General features: G+C 65.8%; 17 protein-coding genes. 11 read left to right on the top strand and 6 right to left on the bottom strand.

Translation table 11 applies throughout. From position 1 onward, the window contains the following. Positions 1–87: 87 nt before the first annotated feature. Positions 88–1,680: an ABC-F family ATPase gene (locus H3O04_RS26205; protein ID WP_011549722.1), complete on the top strand. Its 1,593-nt coding sequence runs from the start codon at positions 88–90 to the stop codon at positions 1,678–1,680. A 523-nt stretch (positions 1,681–2,203) separates the two neighbouring features. Here the strand turns inward: H3O04_RS26205 and H3O04_RS26200 are convergent. Beyond that, the gene (locus tag H3O04_RS26200; protein WP_124622491.1) at positions 2,204–2,470 is read right to left on the bottom strand and encodes a hypothetical protein; all 267 of its coding nucleotides are present in this window, start codon (positions 2,468–2,470) and stop codon (positions 2,204–2,206) included. 417 nt (positions 2,471–2,887) lie between these two features. Between H3O04_RS26200 and H3O04_RS26195 the strand changes: the two genes are divergently transcribed. Genes H3O04_RS26195 through H3O04_RS26175 form a run of 5 tightly spaced genes read left to right on the top strand, consistent with a single transcriptional unit; the run spans position 2,888 to position 7,796 of the window. Next, positions 2,888–3,637, top strand: a complete 750-nt coding sequence (locus H3O04_RS26195) for an FkbM family methyltransferase (RefSeq protein ID WP_202588756.1) — start codon at positions 2,888–2,890, stop codon at positions 3,635–3,637. Further along, complete coding sequence (locus H3O04_RS26190) at positions 3,638–4,636, top strand: phosphotransferase enzyme family protein (protein ID WP_202588755.1); 999 nt, start codon at positions 3,638–3,640, stop codon at positions 4,634–4,636. It begins immediately after the preceding gene. A 1-nt stretch (position 4,637) separates the two neighbouring features. Beyond that, positions 4,638–5,516, top strand: coding sequence for a radical SAM protein (locus H3O04_RS26185; RefSeq protein ID WP_006475932.1), 879 nt, complete (start codon positions 4,638–4,640; stop codon positions 5,514–5,516). Continuing rightward, positions 5,513–6,580, top strand: coding sequence for an asparagine synthase-related protein (locus H3O04_RS26180; protein ID WP_202588754.1), 1,068 nt, complete (start codon positions 5,513–5,515; stop codon positions 6,578–6,580). The genes H3O04_RS26185 and H3O04_RS26180 overlap by 4 nt, the downstream gene beginning before the upstream one ends. Positions 6,581–6,587: 7 nt before the next feature. Then, positions 6,588–7,796, top strand: a complete 1,209-nt coding sequence (locus tag H3O04_RS26175; RefSeq protein WP_202588753.1) for a glycosyltransferase — start codon at positions 6,588–6,590, stop codon at positions 7,794–7,796. Here the strand turns inward: H3O04_RS26175 and H3O04_RS26170 are convergent. Continuing rightward, positions 7,753–8,442 (bottom strand): cephalosporin hydroxylase family protein, encoded by a 690-nt coding sequence (locus H3O04_RS26170; RefSeq protein WP_200160606.1) that lies wholly within the window; start codon positions 8,440–8,442, stop codon positions 7,753–7,755. The genes H3O04_RS26175 and H3O04_RS26170 overlap by 44 nt on opposite strands. Here H3O04_RS26170 and H3O04_RS26165 point away from each other — a divergent pair. Beyond that, positions 8,441–9,433, top strand: coding sequence for a phosphotransferase (locus H3O04_RS26165; protein WP_237666426.1), 993 nt, complete (start codon positions 8,441–8,443; stop codon positions 9,431–9,433). The genes H3O04_RS26170 and H3O04_RS26165 overlap by 2 nt on opposite strands. On the opposite strand, the gene H3O04_RS26160 is transcribed toward H3O04_RS26165, so the two are convergent. Further along, entirely contained in the window at positions 9,430–10,026 is a 597-nt protein-coding gene (locus tag H3O04_RS26160; protein ID WP_006475937.1) for a polysaccharide deacetylase family protein, read from the bottom strand. The genes H3O04_RS26165 and H3O04_RS26160 overlap by 4 nt on opposite strands. A 16-nt stretch (positions 10,027–10,042) precedes the next feature. Beyond that, positions 10,043–10,606, bottom strand: coding sequence for a hypothetical protein (locus tag H3O04_RS26155; protein ID WP_337249664.1), 564 nt, complete (start codon positions 10,604–10,606; stop codon positions 10,043–10,045). Between the two features lie 285 nt (positions 10,607–10,891). On the opposite strand from H3O04_RS26155, the gene H3O04_RS26150 reads away from it, so the two are divergent. Further along, a complete protein-coding gene (locus tag H3O04_RS26150) occupies positions 10,892–11,380 on the top strand; it encodes a DUF2501 domain-containing protein (protein WP_202588752.1) in 489 nt (162 codons plus the stop codon). A 158-nt stretch (positions 11,381–11,538) separates the two neighbouring features. Here the strand turns inward: H3O04_RS26150 and H3O04_RS26145 are convergent, their stop codons facing one another. Beyond that, a complete protein-coding gene (locus H3O04_RS26145; protein ID WP_011549733.1) occupies positions 11,539–11,904 on the bottom strand; it encodes a hypothetical protein in 366 nt (121 codons plus the stop codon). Between the two features lie 268 nt (positions 11,905–12,172). On the opposite strand from H3O04_RS26145, the gene H3O04_RS26140 reads away from it, so the two are divergent. The 3 genes from H3O04_RS26140 (at position 12,173) to H3O04_RS26130 (ending at position 15,628) form a co-directional block, all read left to right on the top strand. After that, on the top strand, positions 12,173–13,609 hold the full coding sequence (locus tag H3O04_RS26140) for an aldehyde dehydrogenase family protein (RefSeq protein WP_202588751.1): 1,437 nt from the start codon (positions 12,173–12,175) through the stop codon (positions 13,607–13,609). 124 nt (positions 13,610–13,733) lie between these two features. Next, positions 13,734–14,924, top strand: coding sequence for an NAD(P)H-dependent flavin oxidoreductase (locus tag H3O04_RS26135; RefSeq protein WP_027806546.1), 1,191 nt, complete (start codon positions 13,734–13,736; stop codon positions 14,922–14,924). Between the two features lie 65 nt (positions 14,925–14,989). Beyond that, on the top strand, positions 14,990–15,628 hold the full coding sequence (locus H3O04_RS26130) for an OmpW/AlkL family protein (RefSeq protein ID WP_006475943.1): 639 nt from the start codon (positions 14,990–14,992) through the stop codon (positions 15,626–15,628). 75 nt (positions 15,629–15,703) lie between these two features. Here H3O04_RS26130 and H3O04_RS26125 read toward each other — a convergent pair whose 3' ends face one another. Next, positions 15,704–15,907 (bottom strand): DUF1289 domain-containing protein, encoded by a 204-nt coding sequence (locus tag H3O04_RS26125; protein ID WP_006493160.1) that lies wholly within the window; start codon positions 15,905–15,907, stop codon positions 15,704–15,706. Between the last annotated feature and the right edge of the window lie 95 nt (positions 15,908–16,002).

The raw sequence follows: 16,002 nt of genomic DNA, 5'->3' as shown, positions 1-16,002 counted from the left end.
CGCCGCCGGGGCGGGGCGGTCGGCAGTTTCTCCGACACCTGCTAAAATACACGGTTTTCCGTCGATTTCTCTCTTACGGGACCTGCCGTGCTTTCTACTGCCAACATCACGATGCAATTCGGGCCGAAGCCCTTGTTCGAGAATATCTCGGTCAAATTCGGCGAGGGCAACCGCTACGGTCTGATCGGCGCGAACGGCTGTGGCAAGTCGACCTTCATGAAGATCCTCGGCGGCGACCTCGAGCCGAGCGCCGGCAACGTCGCGCTGGAGCCGAACGTCCGCCTGGGCAAGCTGCGCCAGGACCAGTTCGCGTACGAAGACGTGCGCGTGCTCGACGTCGTGATGATGGGCCACACCGAGATGTGGGCCGCGATGACCGAGCGTGACGCGATCTACGCGAACCCGGACGCCACCGACGACGACTACATGCACGCGGCCGAGCTCGAAGGCAAGTTCGCCGAATACGGCGGCTACGACGCCGAGGCGCGCGCGGGCGCGCTGCTGCTCGGCATCGGCATCGAGGAGAAGTTCCACAACGGCACGATGGCCGACGTCGCGCCGGGCTGGAAGCTGCGCGTGCTGCTCGCGCAGGCGCTGTTCTCGAAGCCGGACGTGCTGCTGCTCGACGAACCGACCAACAACCTCGACATCAACTCGATCCGTTGGCTCGAGCAGACGCTCAACGAGTACAACTCGACGATGATCATCATCTCGCACGATCGTCACTTCCTGAACTCGGTGTGCACGCACATGGCCGACATGGACTTCGGCACACTGAAGGTCTGGCCGGGCAACTACGACGACTACATGCTCGCATCGGCGCAGGCGCGCGAGCGCCAGGCCGCGGCGAATACGCGTGCGAAGGAGCGCGTGGCCGAGCTGCAGGACTTCGTGCGCCGCTTCTCGGCGAACAAGTCGAAGGCGCGTCAGGCCACCAGCCGCGCGAAGCAGATCGACAAGATCAAGATCGAGGAATTCAAGCCGTCGTCGCGCCAGAACCCGTTCATCCGCTTCGAGTTCGAGAAGAAGCTGCACAACGTCGCGGTGGTCGCCGAAGAGATCACCAAGAAGTACGAGCGCACGATCTTCCAGAACTTCAACCTGTCGGTTCAGCCGGGCGAGCGCATCGCGATCATCGGCGAGAACGGCGCGGGCAAGACGACGCTGCTGCGCTCGCTGCTCGGCGCGCTGCCGCTCGATCACGGCACGGTGAAGTGGTCGGAGAACGCGAACGTCGGCTACATGCCGCAGGACACGTACGAGGAATTCCCGAACGACATCACGCTGATGGACTGGATCGACCAGTACCGCAAGGACGGCGACGACGAAACGATGGTGCGCGGCACGCTGGGCCGCCTGCTGTTCTCGTCGGACGACATCAAGAAATCGGTGAAGGTGCTGTCGGGCGGCGAGAAGGGCCGCATGATCTGGGGCAAGCTGATGCTCGGCCGCCACAACGTGCTGCTGATGGACGAGCCGACCAACCACATGGACATGGAGTCGATCGAGTCGCTGCAGATCGCGCTCGAGCAGTTCGAAGGCACGCTGATTTTCGTGTCGCACGACCGCGAGTTCGTGAGCGGGCTGGCGAACCGGATCATCGAAGTGAAGACGGACGGGACGTTGTTCGACTTTGGCGGGAATTATGAGGAGTTCCTGACGAGTCAGGGGCAGGAGTAAAAACCGCCTGTTTGTCCCAAGACCACTGTTCGTGTCTCTCGGCTTATTCCATTGGGGCAACGGCGCCATTGCCTTCTAGGGCAATCTAGCTGGCGCGTATAAGGCAAGGCCACTAAAAACGCGAGAGGCCCACATCGGCAGATTGCCGATGTGGGCCTTTTCCTTGGATGGTTGGCGTATCGTGCCCGTCATTTGTTCTTGCATTTGGCGCAGAGGTAAGCGCGATTTCCGTTAGCGTCGGTACGAAACCAAACCTGTTTTCGGCCTGAGCTGTTCCAACCCCGTAGTTCAATATTGCATCTGGAGCAGACTTTGGGGCCGAACGTTGACCCAGGCTTGTTTCTAAAAAGAAATGACAACAGTAGGAATGGAGCAAGAATCGCTATAAAAACGCCAGTAAAGATATCCATGGCACTCGGAAGCCTTGTCGAGTATGGGGGCGTAAAGAGCCGCCAAGATGCCCCGTATATATGAAGGTCACGACTTCATACTCACTCGTGTGGCAGCTCCTCGTAGGAAGTGGTCAATAAGGGGGCTTCGTCCCCCACTGGCCGGTATATGGATTTTGATTTCCTTGCGTAGACCAGTTATCCAGTTTTGTATCGTTCGGATTCGTCTGGTAGTGGCCTTGGACGTAGGTGCCGTTTGAGCGTGTGTAGCCGTTGACGTAATGCTCTCCAGGAGACGATCCATAGAGATTCGAACTGGAAGAGTGGTAGCCGTGGCTGGAGGTATGGGCATGCGCTACACCTGCGCTTGCGAGAAGTGCAACGAAAATGATTTTTTTCAAGATGGTCCCCTGTAGCGTATCGAAAATAATAGTTTTTCTGCGCATAGCAGGCTCGCAGCGCAGTACTTTGATATTACACCCACCTTCCTGTCGATTCGATTAGTGCTTATGGGGCTCCGGATGCTGGTGGCGACAACATAAGGGACCGATGGTGCGCGACAGCAGATTCGTGAGTGGGCTGGCGAATCGAATCGTCCAAGCTGCGCACGGACGGCTATGTTCGACTTCGACGAGAAGTTATGAGGCATTACCGCGAGTGTCACAGACTCCCGTTGACAGCAATGTGGCGGTTTTTTTCATTTCCGCCGCGGCAGCCCCCGCGCCATGCATCCCAGTTTCCCCTGCTCAATCGACTTCAGGTAAATTACCCACCGAACACCGCCCATCATTCCCCATTTCGCCCCGGAGCCGCCTTCGATGCAGGATCATCCTCTCCCGCTCGACCTGTCCGGCCTTGCGCCCAGCCTGTACGCGCAGGGCACCGAGGAGGGCATCCTGTCGCGCCTGATGGAGCGGATCGCGCCGACCAACCGCTTCTGCGTCGATATCGGCGCGAGCGACGGCCTGCGCAACAGCAATACGGCACGGCTGCTACGCGAACAGGATTGGGCCGGCGTACTGGTGGAAGGCAGCGCATACCGGTTCGGCAAGCTCGCCGCGCACTACGCGGGCGTGGAACGTGTCCGCCTGCACCACGATCGCGTCCAGCCCGACACGGTCGACCCACTGCTCACCGACGCGAACGTACCGACCGACTTCGACCTGCTGTCGATCGACATCGATGGCAACGATTACTGGGTGTGGCGCGGCCTGCAAGCGTTCCAGCCGCGCATCGTCGTGATCGAATACAACCCGTACTACACGCCGCCCGAGCGCTGGGTCATGTGCTTCAATCCGGACCACGAATGGGACGGCTCGACCTATTACGGCGCGAGCCTCGAATCGCTCGTGCACCTCGGCAGGCAAAAGGGCTACGAGCTCGTTTGCTGCGACGACATGGGCAACAACGCGTTCTTCGTGCGACGCGACCTGTACCCGCTGCTCGGCATCGCGAACAACGATCCGTCGGTGTTGTTCCGGCCGGCGATGTACAAGCTGCGCTACGTCGGACACAACACGTTCCTGACTGGTCATCCGTATCGGCACGGGCCGGCCGAGCACATCTGAATGGATCCGCTTGCCGTCACCTTCGACGAGATTCGCGATGCCTATGGGCTCGGTCGCGGCGAGCCGCCGACGCAAGTGAGCGAACGGGTGTGGCATCTGCCGACAAGCAGCGGCGCGGGCGTGGCGGTCAAGCTCTATGCGCTCGAACACCATGCGCGCGCAGCCAAGGAAACCGCCGTCCTCGCGCATCTGGAAACGCACGGCGATACTCGCTTCCATGTGCAGACGCTGAAGCGCACGAGGTCCGGCGAATCGCTGTGGTCGGGACAACATTCCCATGCGATGCTGACGCGTTGGGAAGCCGGGCAATTCAAAACCTACGATAGGTTCTCGCCAACCGAATGGGATGCGCTCGGCGCGAGTCTGGCCGCGTTGCACCTGAGCCTCGAACAACTGCATCTGCCGTCGCTCGATACGATCCGCGCGCGGCTGACCGCGATCGACGCGGATGCAGTACACCGCAGCCTGCTGGATGCACTCGATCGAGCCGATGCGAACGTCACCGGTGCCGCGAATCTGAGCCGCTACGTCGATCTCGCGCTGCGCATGCTCGACCGCTACTATCCGGGCAGCATCGATGCGTTTCCGGCCGACGATCCGCAGCACCCGATCCACAACGACTACAACCAGTTCAACTATCTGTTCACGGGTACGCTGCCGCCGCTGATCCTCGACTGGGAAGCGGCGATGGGCGCGCCGCGCGAATACGAGCTGGTGCGCTGCCTGAATCATTTGCCGCTGGAAGCACCGCACCTCGCGCAAGCGTTCGTGCATGCGTACCAGCGGGTGCGGCCCGTGAATCCGGCGTACATCGCGTGGGCGGTCGATGCCGCCTGCTTGCAGCACGCGCTCAAGCTCTGGATCGTGCAGGGCTGGCTCGACGATCCATCGCGCTTCGCATCGCACCTGAACGGTGCGGTGACGATGGCGTCGGCGATGGTGAACGCGCGTGACCGTCTAATAGATTTCTTTTCCCGCTGCATGGAAACAGGAAGCTGATGTGAGTGCGAATCCGAACCAGATCACGAATCCGCCGCAGCCCAGCGAGCGGCCGCACGTGTTTCCGCCGCCGCTGGATCGCGATTACCGCGTCGAGGACGGGCGCATCCAGACGCGCTCGCTGGAAGCGCATATCGTCGATCACTGCAACCTGACATGCGCGGAATGCTGCTCGCTGTCGCCGCTGTTGCCCGAGTGGCATGCGAGCCCCGAATCGATCGAAGCCGATCTGCGCAAGGCCGCGAAAGTGTTGCGCCCGCGCATGTTCAAGCTGGTCGGCGGCGAACCGTTGCTGCATCCGGCGCTCGTTGAAATGATCGAGCGCGTACGCGCGACCGGCATCGCCCCCGTGATTTCGGTCACGACGAACGGCCTGAAACTCGCCGAGATGCCCGACGCGTTCTGGCAAGCGGTGGATGCGCTGACGATCTCGCGCTATCCGAAGCCGGCGCTTTCCGCCGAACTGGTCGCGCATGTCGAGCGCCAGGCGGCGCGCTTCGACGTGCGTCTGAACTGGAAGGTGCAGGACGTGTTCACGACGATGAACCGCGCCCAGCCCGGCACGGACCGCGACGAAGCCCAGCGCCTGTATCACGATTGCTGGATTCGCGAGCGCTGCCATATGATTCGCGACGGCATGTTCTACACGTGCACGCGTCCCGCGCATTTCCATACGCTGTACAAGGGCGACAAGGATTTTCAGGCCGACGGCCTGCCGCTGCGCGACGACGCGGGCATGCTCGACGCGATGCTCGCCTATCTGCAACGCGAGACGCCGCTCGAAGCATGCCTGCATTGCCAGGGCGGCAGCGCGCCGGTGGCGCCGCATCGCATCCTCAAACGCATCGAAGTGGACACCTTGAAGGCTCGTTATCCATGATCGTCGGTACGCGCGACCCGTTCGGTTTCGATCGTCTGCACTACCATCCGCGCAGCGGCATGTCGGCGTCCGGTATCCGCGCGGTATTGCGGGCGTCGGGGCAACCGGCCGGCGCGCCGGACACGGCCGCCATCGCGGGCTACCTGAGCGGCGAGCGTCTGGTCGGCCGCACCGTGTTGCGCGACGTACTCGCGGTGCCGCCCGGTCATGCACTGATCCGGTCGCCGCAAGCGCTGACGGTGCAGCCGGCGCCCGAGCGGCCGCAGCATGCCGATCTCGACACAGTGCTGCGCGCGTCGCTGCAACGTGCGCTCGACAGCGGCAAGCGCGTGGCGCTGGCGCTGAGCGGCGGGCTCGATTCGGCGCTGCTGCTTGCGTTGTTGCGCGAGCTCGGCGCATTGCGGCACGTGACGGCCTACATCCTCGCGACCGACATGCCCGATTACTGCGAACTCGACGCAGCGCTCGAACTCGCCACGCAGATGCAGGCGAACGTGAAGATCGTGCGCGCGAACGAGGCCGATTTCATCGCGGCGCTGCCGAGAACGACCCACGCGGTCGAGGAGCCGATGTTCAACCTGCATCCGGTCGCGAAGCTGCTGCTGGCCGAGGCGATGGCGGCGGACGGTGTCGAAGTGGCGATTACCGGCGACGGCGCGGATCAGGTATTGCGCCGCGACGTATCGGCCAACTATCTGCCGCTGTGCCACGCGTTGTTCGACGAGGCATCGGTCGAGTTGCATCCGCCGTTCGTGGATGCGGCCGTCGTCGCGCATCTGACCAGCATCGCGCCTGACCCGAACAAGCAGTGCCTGCGCGAGCTCGGTGCGTGCCTGAACCTGCCGGAGCGTCTCGTGCACGGCCCCAAGCGCGGCCGGCTCGCGCCGGCGATGGATCTCGCGACGCTGCTCGATCGCGACCGCACGCATGCACTGGCCGACACGCTCGGCCTCGCTGCGCCGACGCTGCAGGCGGATACCGAACGCGTGCTGTGGACGACGCTGACACTGCTTCTCGACCATCTCGATCGCCTTCATTCCGATGCCGCGCATCGCCTAACCTGAGCCGTTCATGAAACGCATCCTGTTCTGCGTGGTGCCCGAGAAGGGCCACGTCAATCCGTGCATCGGCCCGGCCCAGCATCTGCGTGCCGCCGGCTGCGACGTCGCGTTCTATGCGCCGGCCGACATCAGCGAACAGCTCGACGGCGCCGGCGACTTCGCGTTCGTCGGGCCGCGCGAGACGCCCGAGCGCCACGACCTGTCGCGCGGCGCGAGCTTCGCCGCGAACATTCGCGACGCCGACTGGCTGCGGCACTGGATCCGCACGTTGCTGATCGACCTCGCCCCCGCGCAGGTGGACGGCATCCGCGCGGTGCTGCGCGACTGGCGGCCCGACGTGGTCGTGATCGACCCGCTGTTGTATGCCGCGGCGATTGCGGCCGAGCTGGAAGGGCTGCCGTGGGTTTCGATGTCCAATTCGCTGAATCCGGTGCTGCCGGACGATCTCGATTCGGAACTGCTGCGCACGGTGCGCTGGCTCGAACCGGAACGCACGCGGCTGTTCGCGCGCTACGGCCTCGACAGGCGCTTTCGCGGTTGCGATGTGCTGTCGCCGCACCTGACGATTGCGTTCACGACCGACGCGCTGGTCGGCGCGCCGCCGCCCGGCGTCGAACTGGTCGGCCCGGCGATGCCGTCGGGCCCGCGCGGCGACGAGACGGCGTTCCCGTGGGAACGCGTCGACGCGGATCGCCCGCTCGTCTACATGTCGCTCGGCAGCCAGCTTTACTACCACCCGGAGGTGTTCGCGAAGGTGATCGACGCGACGCGCGCGACCTCGGCGCAACTGGTGCTGTCGGTGGGCGAACTGGTCGATTCGGATCTGCTGCCGGCCGCCGACGAGCGCGTGCTCGCGGTGCGTTACGCGCCGCAACTGGCGCTGTTGCGGCGCACGCACGCGTTCGTCAGCCACGGCGGCGCGAATTCGGTGATGGAGTCGCTCGCGTGCGGCGTGCCGATGCTGCTGTCGCCGTTCTGCAACGACCAGTTCCATTCGGCGCATTTCGTCGAGCGGGCCGGCGCGGGCTGCGTGCTCGATCTGCAGCAGGCCGGCGTTACGGACATCACGGATGCGCTCGAACGCCTGTTACGCGCGGGACCGTTGCGCGAGCAGGCGGCGCGGATTCGCGACAGCTATGCCGCGTGCGACGGCTCCGCGCACGCCGCCCGCCTGATCAGCGCACTCGCTTCAGGAAGCCGCCTGGCGACAGCGTCATGAGCACGCGATCCTCGATGTCGTGGTCGATTTCGAACCGGTCGTCGCGGGCGAGAAATTCACGCGCGGCCGTGGCCGGATTGTTGCCGCGGCCGTACGGCTTGCCGTCGAACATCGACTCGGGCAGGTACTCCATGATGGTGTCCATCACGATCGCGTAGCTGCCGGGCGTCACGAGCGGCGCATAGCATTCGAGTTCGCGCAGCACGTGCGCGTGCGTATGCGTGAGATCGAGGATCGTCATCACGCGCGCGCCGTCGTCGATCTGTGCACGCACCGACGCGAGCGTGTCGGCCGCGCACGATTCGCCTTCGATCAGCACCATGCGGTGGGCGAGCCGGTGCGCGTGCAGGCGCTGGCGGACCTCGTCGCGCAGGCGCGGTTCGATCGCGACGACGCGGCCCGGGGCGCCGGCCAGTTCGAGCATCGACGCGGTGAACACCACGCCGCCGCCCGCCGCGATGCCGGTCTGGACGATGCAGTCGGGGCGCTCGCGCCAGATCAGTTCCTGCAGCGCGAGCATGTCGCCGGGCAGATGGAAGAAGCGCTCGCCGAGCCAGCGGGTCTGGAACAGATGGCCGAATTCGGCGGCGCGCGTCAGCCATTCGATGTTGATGTCCCGCATGCGGGCCGAAGGACGCTCTGACATGGTCGATGCAACGAGTAGGAGTGACGTGAAAACGCTGGAACCGTGGCTTCACCGGTACTGGAACGTCGGGCCGGCGCGCCTGCAGGCGCTGGTGTCGGGCCATACTAACAAAACCTATCTCGTCGAGTGCGACGCGGGGCGCGCGGTGCTGCGCGTGTCGTGGTCCGGCAAGCCGGTCGGGCAAATGCAGCGCGAGGCGTCGATCCTCGCCCGTCTCGGCGACGCGCGCACATCGCGGCTGCTGCCCGCGCTACCGCGGTTGCGGCCGACTGTCGATGCGCAAACCGGCGTGCAGATGCCCGACGGACGCTGGCTGCATCTGTTCGAGCATATCGACGGCCGTCCCGGCGTGCCGGACGACGCGCACGCGGGAGCGACCGATGCGATGCGCACGCTCGCGCATCTGCATACGGCGCTGGCCGCGATACCGGCAAGCGAAGCAGCGCCGCTCGCGTGGCTGTCGGCCCGTCATGCGCGTGTCGCGGCGCGTGCGATGCCGTCTCTGCCGGGCGATCTGCGCGACGCCTACGACACGGTAATCCGACGGATCGGCATACATCTCGACGCGGCAGCCGCGTGGCTCACGGGGCCGGTGCATTGGCTGCACGGCGACTATCACGCGGGCAACCTGCTGTATGTCGGCAACGCGGTGAACGGCGTGCTGGATTTCGACGATGTGGGGCAGGGAGCGCAATGGCTCGAAGCGGCCTTTGCGTCGTTCGCGCTGTCGCGCGATGCGGGCCGGGATGATGGCTTCGTGTTCGATCGCGGGCGATGGATGGCCGGTCTGGAGACCTATGCGGCGACACGGCCGGATGCGGCGCCGGATTGGCTGCGCGACAACCACGACGCGCTGATGACGTTGTTCTGCGCGGACCAGACGCTGATCCATCTCGAAGCGGCGCAGCGGGGCCTATGGATGCCGGGGCCCGGTATCGGATTCCTCGGCGGCTGGCGCCAGTTGCTGGCCGGGGCGGTGCCCGCGGGCTAACGGGGCATGGCGGCAGCGCGCTGCCGGTTCAGGAACAGCCGCACCGCTTCGACCGTGTTGGGCCGCGTGTCGCCGTGCCGTGATCCGTCGTGCAGGCAGAACAGCACGTCGCGATGCTGCGCCGCGCAGGCATCGACATGCGCGCACATCGCGTCGAACAGCGCGTGCGGCGACGGCGCCGGCCGTTGCCAGTCGTCCAGTATCGCGGTCCAGCCCGTGTGTTCGCGTTGTGCGCGCGCGAGCACGGCTGCGCGATCGTCCTGCGGCATCAACCCGTATGGAAGGCGCAGCGGGATCGTGTCCGGCGCGGCAAGGCCGGCGCGACGGTAGACGTCGCGAATCAGCGCGTCGGTCGTGTCGATCTCGTCGATCAGTGCGGCGTCAGCGAGCGCGCCCGGTTTCGCGTGCGAATACGTATGGTTGCCGAGCCGGTGGCCGTCGCGCGCGATTCTCGTTGCGACGTCGAGCGCGCCCGCGAGATGCTTGCCGAGCACGAAGAAGGTCGCCGTGCAGGATGCGTCGTGCAGCACGTCGAGCAGCGCAGGCGTCGAGGGGCCGGGGCCGTCGTCGAAACTGAGGTAAATGGTTGTCATGGCTGGCCCGGGCCGCTTATTGAACCGGCTCGATGGCCAGCGGACACCGGCCGACTGGACGCAGCCGCGACCCGGTCCATTCGTAGAAGAACCGGGCCGCTTTCGCGTTGCCGGCGTCGCAATCGTCGTCGAAGCAGCCAGAGATGATCAGCAGCCTGCTGCCGGCGCGGAAGTCGACGCGCTCGTCGTCGTTGCCCATCACGCCCGAGACGGCTTTCACGCCGGTCATCGTGTACGTCGCGCCGGTGTTCTTGTCGACGATCGCGAAATTTCGGCAATCCGTTCCGCAACCCCAGATCGCGACGCGATAGTGACCGGCAAAATTGGCCGGTTGCGCGAATTCGTCGCGAATGACGGTGCGGTACAGGCGCGCCTCCTTGCTGGTGAGCCGCGGCGCGGCAGCCGGTTTGCGTGGTGTGCGGGCGGCGGCCGGTGCCGGATAGCGATCGAACGAAGGCGATGCACAGGACGCGGCCGTCGTGGTGGCGTGCGCAGCCTCGACAGCCTCCGCAGCACCGGCGCCGCCCATCAGCGCAGTGGATGCGCCGGCGATCAGCAGAAATCGATGGGCAAGCGCCACGCGAATGTCCTTCGTGTTCGAGGTGAATGTCGAGCCGCAGCCGCCGAACGGCCGGCGACGACGATTCTATGACGCTTCGCGCGGGCTGGCGACACGGCACGGTGGTTGCGCACCTGCCGAGCCGGCGATGCCGTGCGGAATCGTCCGTCAAGCATCGTCAAATCGCCGCGATATATCACGATGCCTGACGTTTCATGCGGCTTCGAAGGCTGTCATGCCCGGGTCGATTGCGTATCCTTGAATGCGATTCGCGGTATTCACGCAGTCACAACCGGGAGGCTTTACATGAATGCACGTCTTTACCGCGCGACCGTTGCCGGCGCGCTGATCGGATTGCTCGCGCCGTTTTCGGTCGCCCATGGGCAACTGGGCGACGTCCTGAAACAGGTGGGCGGTAGCGGCGATTCGGGCGGCAGCGCGGGCGGGGTGCTCGGCAATCTCGGCGGCCTTGGTGGCGCGCTGACGGGCGGTGGCGGTGCGTCGCTGACGCCGGGCAGCACCGGCAACGTCGCGGGGCTGCTGCAGTTCTGCATCCAGAACAATTATCTCGGCGGCGCGACGGGCAGCAGCGCATCGTCGGTGAAGGACGCGCTGCTCGGCAAGCTCGGCGGCAACGCGTCCGCGTCGTCCGACAGCGGCTATACGAGCGGCGCGAGCGGGATTCTCGACGCCGGCAACGGCAGCAAGCTCGACCTGAGCGGCGGCGGCCTGAAGCAGCAGGTGACCAAGCAGATCTGCGACAAGGTGCTGACGCAGGCCAAGTCGCTGCTGTAAATCGATCGGCACGCGTCGCGCGTGCCAGCGCCGGGAGGCGGTGCGCAGGTGCCGCCTCCCCGTCAGTCATTCCGGCCGTGACGTTCGTCACGGCGAAAAGCACGTCGCGCGAGTCGATGCCGCGACCCGCGCAAGGCGCAAGGCGGCGACTGCGCGGCTCAATCCGCCAGCCGCTTGTCCGCGAGCGCCTTGCAGCAGTCTTCGTACACCCATTGCACGAGTTTGGCCCGATAGTCGAGATCGTCGGTATCGACGATTTCCTCGACCGCGTCGCGCGCCCACGACGCGTCGACGAACCCCGCATGCCGCTTCGCGATGTCCTGCGCGAGCGCCGCGAGCTTGGCGACCGACAGCCAGTCGGCCTGGCGGTGATGGCGGTCGAGCCAGCGGTGCGCGGCCTGCACCTGGAACGCGGCGTCCGGCCATGATTCGTTGAGGTAAAACGCGCCGAGGTTGCCGCAGGTGAGCCAGCAAAGCAGCTCCAGGCGGTCTTGCGAGCCGAGGGTATGGGATGCGTCGGACATGGCAGCGCTCACGAAGTGCGTCGATTCCGGGCGGCGCCGGCCGCAACGGGCCGATGCCGATAATAAAAACATAGCACGATGCGGGCCCGGCCGCGCACCCGGGCGGATGCTGACGTGGCGGCGGCCCGACGAATGCCTTCCCGGCCATGCGCGGCGGACGGCGGAGCTGCGGCGCGCGGGCGTGCCGGCTTTTTCGAACGGCTGTCATTCGTCACACCAGTCACCGAAACGCTCGCTAGAATGGCGGCTTCCCTGGAGGCGGAACACGATGAAAATCTACGACCAGTTCTACATCGACGGCGCATGGCGACAATCGGCCGGCACCGGCACCATCGACGTGATCGATTCGGGCACCGAAGCCGTGATCGGCCGGATTCCCGAGGGCGTCGCGTCCGACGCGCAGGACGCGATCCGCGCGGCGCGCGCGGCGTTCGATGCGTGGGCGGCCACGCCGGCCGCGACGCGCGCGGGCTACCTGCGCAAGATCGTCGAGCGCCTGCAGGCGCGCAGCGAGGAACTCGCGCAGTCGATCACCGGCGAAGTCGGCATGCCGATCAAGCTGTCGCGCGCGATCCAGGTCGGCGGCCCGATCTACAACTGGAAGGCGTACGCGAAGCTGGCCGAATCGTTCGAATTCGAGGCGCAGGTCGGCAATTCGCTGGTGGTGCGCGAACCGGTCGGCGTCGTCGCGGCGATCACGCCGTGGAACTACCCGCTCAACCAGGTCACGTTGAAGGTCGCGCCGGCGCTCGCGGCCGGCTGCACGGTGGTGCTGAAGCCGTCCGAAGTCGCGCCGCTCAACGCGTTCATGCTCGCCGAAGCGATCCACGAGGCCGGGCTGCCGGCCGGCGTGTTCAACCTCGTGTGCGGGTATGGCCCGGTCGTCGGCGAGGTGCTGGCCACCGATCCGGACGTCGACATGGTGTCGTTCACCGGCTCGACGCGCGCGGGCAAGCGCGTGGCCGAGCTGGCGGCCGCGGGCGTCAAGCGCGTCGCGCTGGAGCTGGGCGGCAAGTCGGCGTCGGTGATCCTCGACGATGCCGATTTCGGGACGGCGGTGAAGGGCACGGTCAACGCGTGCTACCTGAACGCGGGGCAGACCTGCTCCGCGCATACGCGGATGCTGGTGCCGGAAGCGCGCTACGAAGAGGCGCGCGAGCTCGCGAAGGCAGCGGCCGAAGCGTACGTCGCGGGCGACCCGCGGCAGGACGCGACGCGCCTCGGTGCGCTGGCGTCGGCCGCGCAGCAGCAGCGCGTGCAGGCCTACATCCAGCGCGGCATCGACGAAGGCGCGGAACTCGTGACGGGCGGCACCGGCTTGCCGGAAGGGCTCGCGAAGGGCTTCTTCGTGAAGCCGACCGTGTTCGGCCGGGTCGATCCGAAAGCGACGATCGCGCAGGAAGAGATCTTCGGGCCGGTGCTGTCGATCATCACCTATCGCGATGAAGACGAGGCCGTGCGCATCGCGAACGATTCGCCGTACGGGCTCGGCGGCGCGGTGTGGGCCGGCAGCGACGAACGCGCGATGCGCGTCGCGCGCCGCATCCGCACCGGGCAGGTCGACATCAACGGCGGCACGTGGAACGGCGCCGCGCCGTTCGGCGGCTTCAAGCAGTCGGGGTATGGCCGCGAGAACGGCGTGTACGGGCTCGACGAGTATCTCGAGTACAAGTCGATGCAGTTGAAGCCGGCGAAGCCGGCCTGAACGCCGCGCGCGGCCCGAACCGGAAAAACGGCACGCTTGCGTGCCGTTTTTTATTGACGGCCGTCAAGGTGCGCGGCGGTGGATCGTCGATCATCGCGGTTCCGATGTTCCGACGAGGTTTCAGATGACCGTACGCACTTCCTTTCCGCCGCTGACGATCCGCGGCCGCACCTTGCTGCCCGTCGTGCAGGGCGGCATGGGCGTCGGCATCTCCGCGCACCGGCTGGCGGGCAGCGTCGCGCGCGAAGGCGCGGTCGGCACGATCGCGAGCATCGACCTGCGTCACCATCATGCGGATCTGCTCGCGCGGTGTCGCGCGCAACCCGATCGCGCGACGCTCGAGGCGGCGAACCTCGACGCGCTCGCGCGCGAGATCCGTCTCGCGAAAACGTACAGCGAAGGGCGCGGGATGATCGCGGTCAACGTGATGAAGGCGGTGAGCGCGCAGGCGGACTACGTGCGGGTCGCGTGCGACGAGGGCGCGGATGCGATCGTGATGGGCGCGGGCCTGCCGCTCGACCTGCCCGACCTCACGCAAGGGCACGACATCGCGCTGATCCCGATCCTGTCGGACAGCCGCGGGATCGCGCTGGTGCTGAAGAAGTGGATGAAGAAGGGGCGCCTGCCCGATGCGATCGTGATCGAGCATCCGGCGCACGCGGGCGGCCACCTCGGCGTCACGCAGATCGACGACATGCACGACGCCCGCTTCGATTTCGCGCGCGTGCTGGACGAGACCGCGCAGGTGATGGCGTCGCTCGGCATCGCCCGCGACACGATCCCGCTGATCGTGGCCGGCGGGATCAACAGTCACGACACGGTGCGCGCGGCGTTCGCGGCCGGCGCGAATGGCGTGCAGGTCGGGACGCCGTTCGCGGTGACCGAAGAGGGCGACGCGCATCCGCACTTCAAGCGCGTGCTCGCCGATGCGACGCCCGATGACATCGTCGAATTCGTCAGCGTGACGGGCCTGCCCGCGCGTGCGGTGAAGACGCCGTGGCTCGATCGTTACCTGCGCAACGAGACGCGCATTCGCAACAAGCTAGGCGCATTCAAGCAGCGTTGCCCGACCGCGCTCGAATGCCTGAGCGTATGCGGACTGCGCGACGGCATCGAGAAGTTCGGCCACTTCTGCATCGACACGCGGCTCGCGGCCGCGCTGCGCGGCGACGTCGCGAACGGGCTGTTCTTCCGCGGCCGCGAAGCATTGCCGTTCGGCCGTGCGATCCGCAGCGTGCGCGATCTGCTCGACCTGCTGCTGACGGGCAGTGCGACCGAGCCTGCGGCAAACCGTCCCACGTTTACGCTGGCTTGACCAATATCAAGATGACGAAAAGACCCTACAGGGAGAATGGAAACCATTCTTTGGGGGTCCGTACCATGCATAAAACGATTCGAACTTGTGCCACCGCCGCCGTCGTCGCGGCCGCCATTGCGATGCCGTCGCTGTCGCACGCGGCGTCGCCGGGCGACGGCATCAACCAGGGGGACGTACTGGTCCGGCTGCGCGCGATCAGCATCCAGCCGAACGAGCGCGCGAGCGACACGCTCGGCGCGATCAACACCGGCGTGAATAACGCGATCGTGCCCGAGCTCGACTTCACGTACATGATCCGCGACTACCTCGGCGTCGAGCTGATCCTCGGCACGTCGCGGCATCAGCTGACGTCGAGCCTCGGCAATCTCGGCGGCGTGGGCGTGCTGCCGCCGACGCTCTTGCTGCAGTATCACTTCAACCATGCGGGCAAGGTGCGCCCGTACGTCGGCGCCGGGTTGAACTACACGTACTTCTACAACAACGGGCTCAACGTCGGCGGGGAGGGCGTGTCGATCAACAAGAGCAGCTTCGGCCCCGCGTTGCAGTTCGGCGTGGACGTGCAATTGACGAAGAAGGTGTTCATGAACGTCGACGTGAAGAAGATCTGGATGAGCACCGATGCGACGCTGGGCGACAAGGGCATCGGCACGCTGCACATCGATCCGTTGATCGTCGGCGTGGGCGTGGGGATGAAGTTCTAGACGCGACGGAACAAGAACAGAGTTGGGGTTGGCGGCATGGCGGTCTGCATGCCGCTTTTTTTATGGGCGGCCGGTTTACAGCTTGTCGTACTGGAAGCGCATCGCGGTGCCTTCGCGCGTGATGCGCTCCCACACCGCGCGCTTTTCGTCGTCGCTCAGGAATACCCAGTTCGAGACTTCGGCGGCCGTGCGGCCGCAGCCCTTGCAGACTTCGTCGAAGAGCGTCGAGCACACGCCGATGCAGGGGCTGTCGGGAAGATCGTGAAGATTGGAGGCCATCGGGAGGGTTCGCGCAGTTGAATCGTCAGCCGCCATTTTAATGCATCGCGGCGACCCGGCCGGACGCTCGCGCCGGCGTGCCGTCCCGGCGCGGG

This window comes from Burkholderia sp. KCJ3K979 (genome assembly GCF_016759955.1).
GTDB lineage: Bacteria > Pseudomonadota > Gammaproteobacteria > Burkholderiales > Burkholderiaceae > Burkholderia > Burkholderia orbicola.
This window is presented reverse-complemented; position numbering and strand designations above follow the sequence as displayed.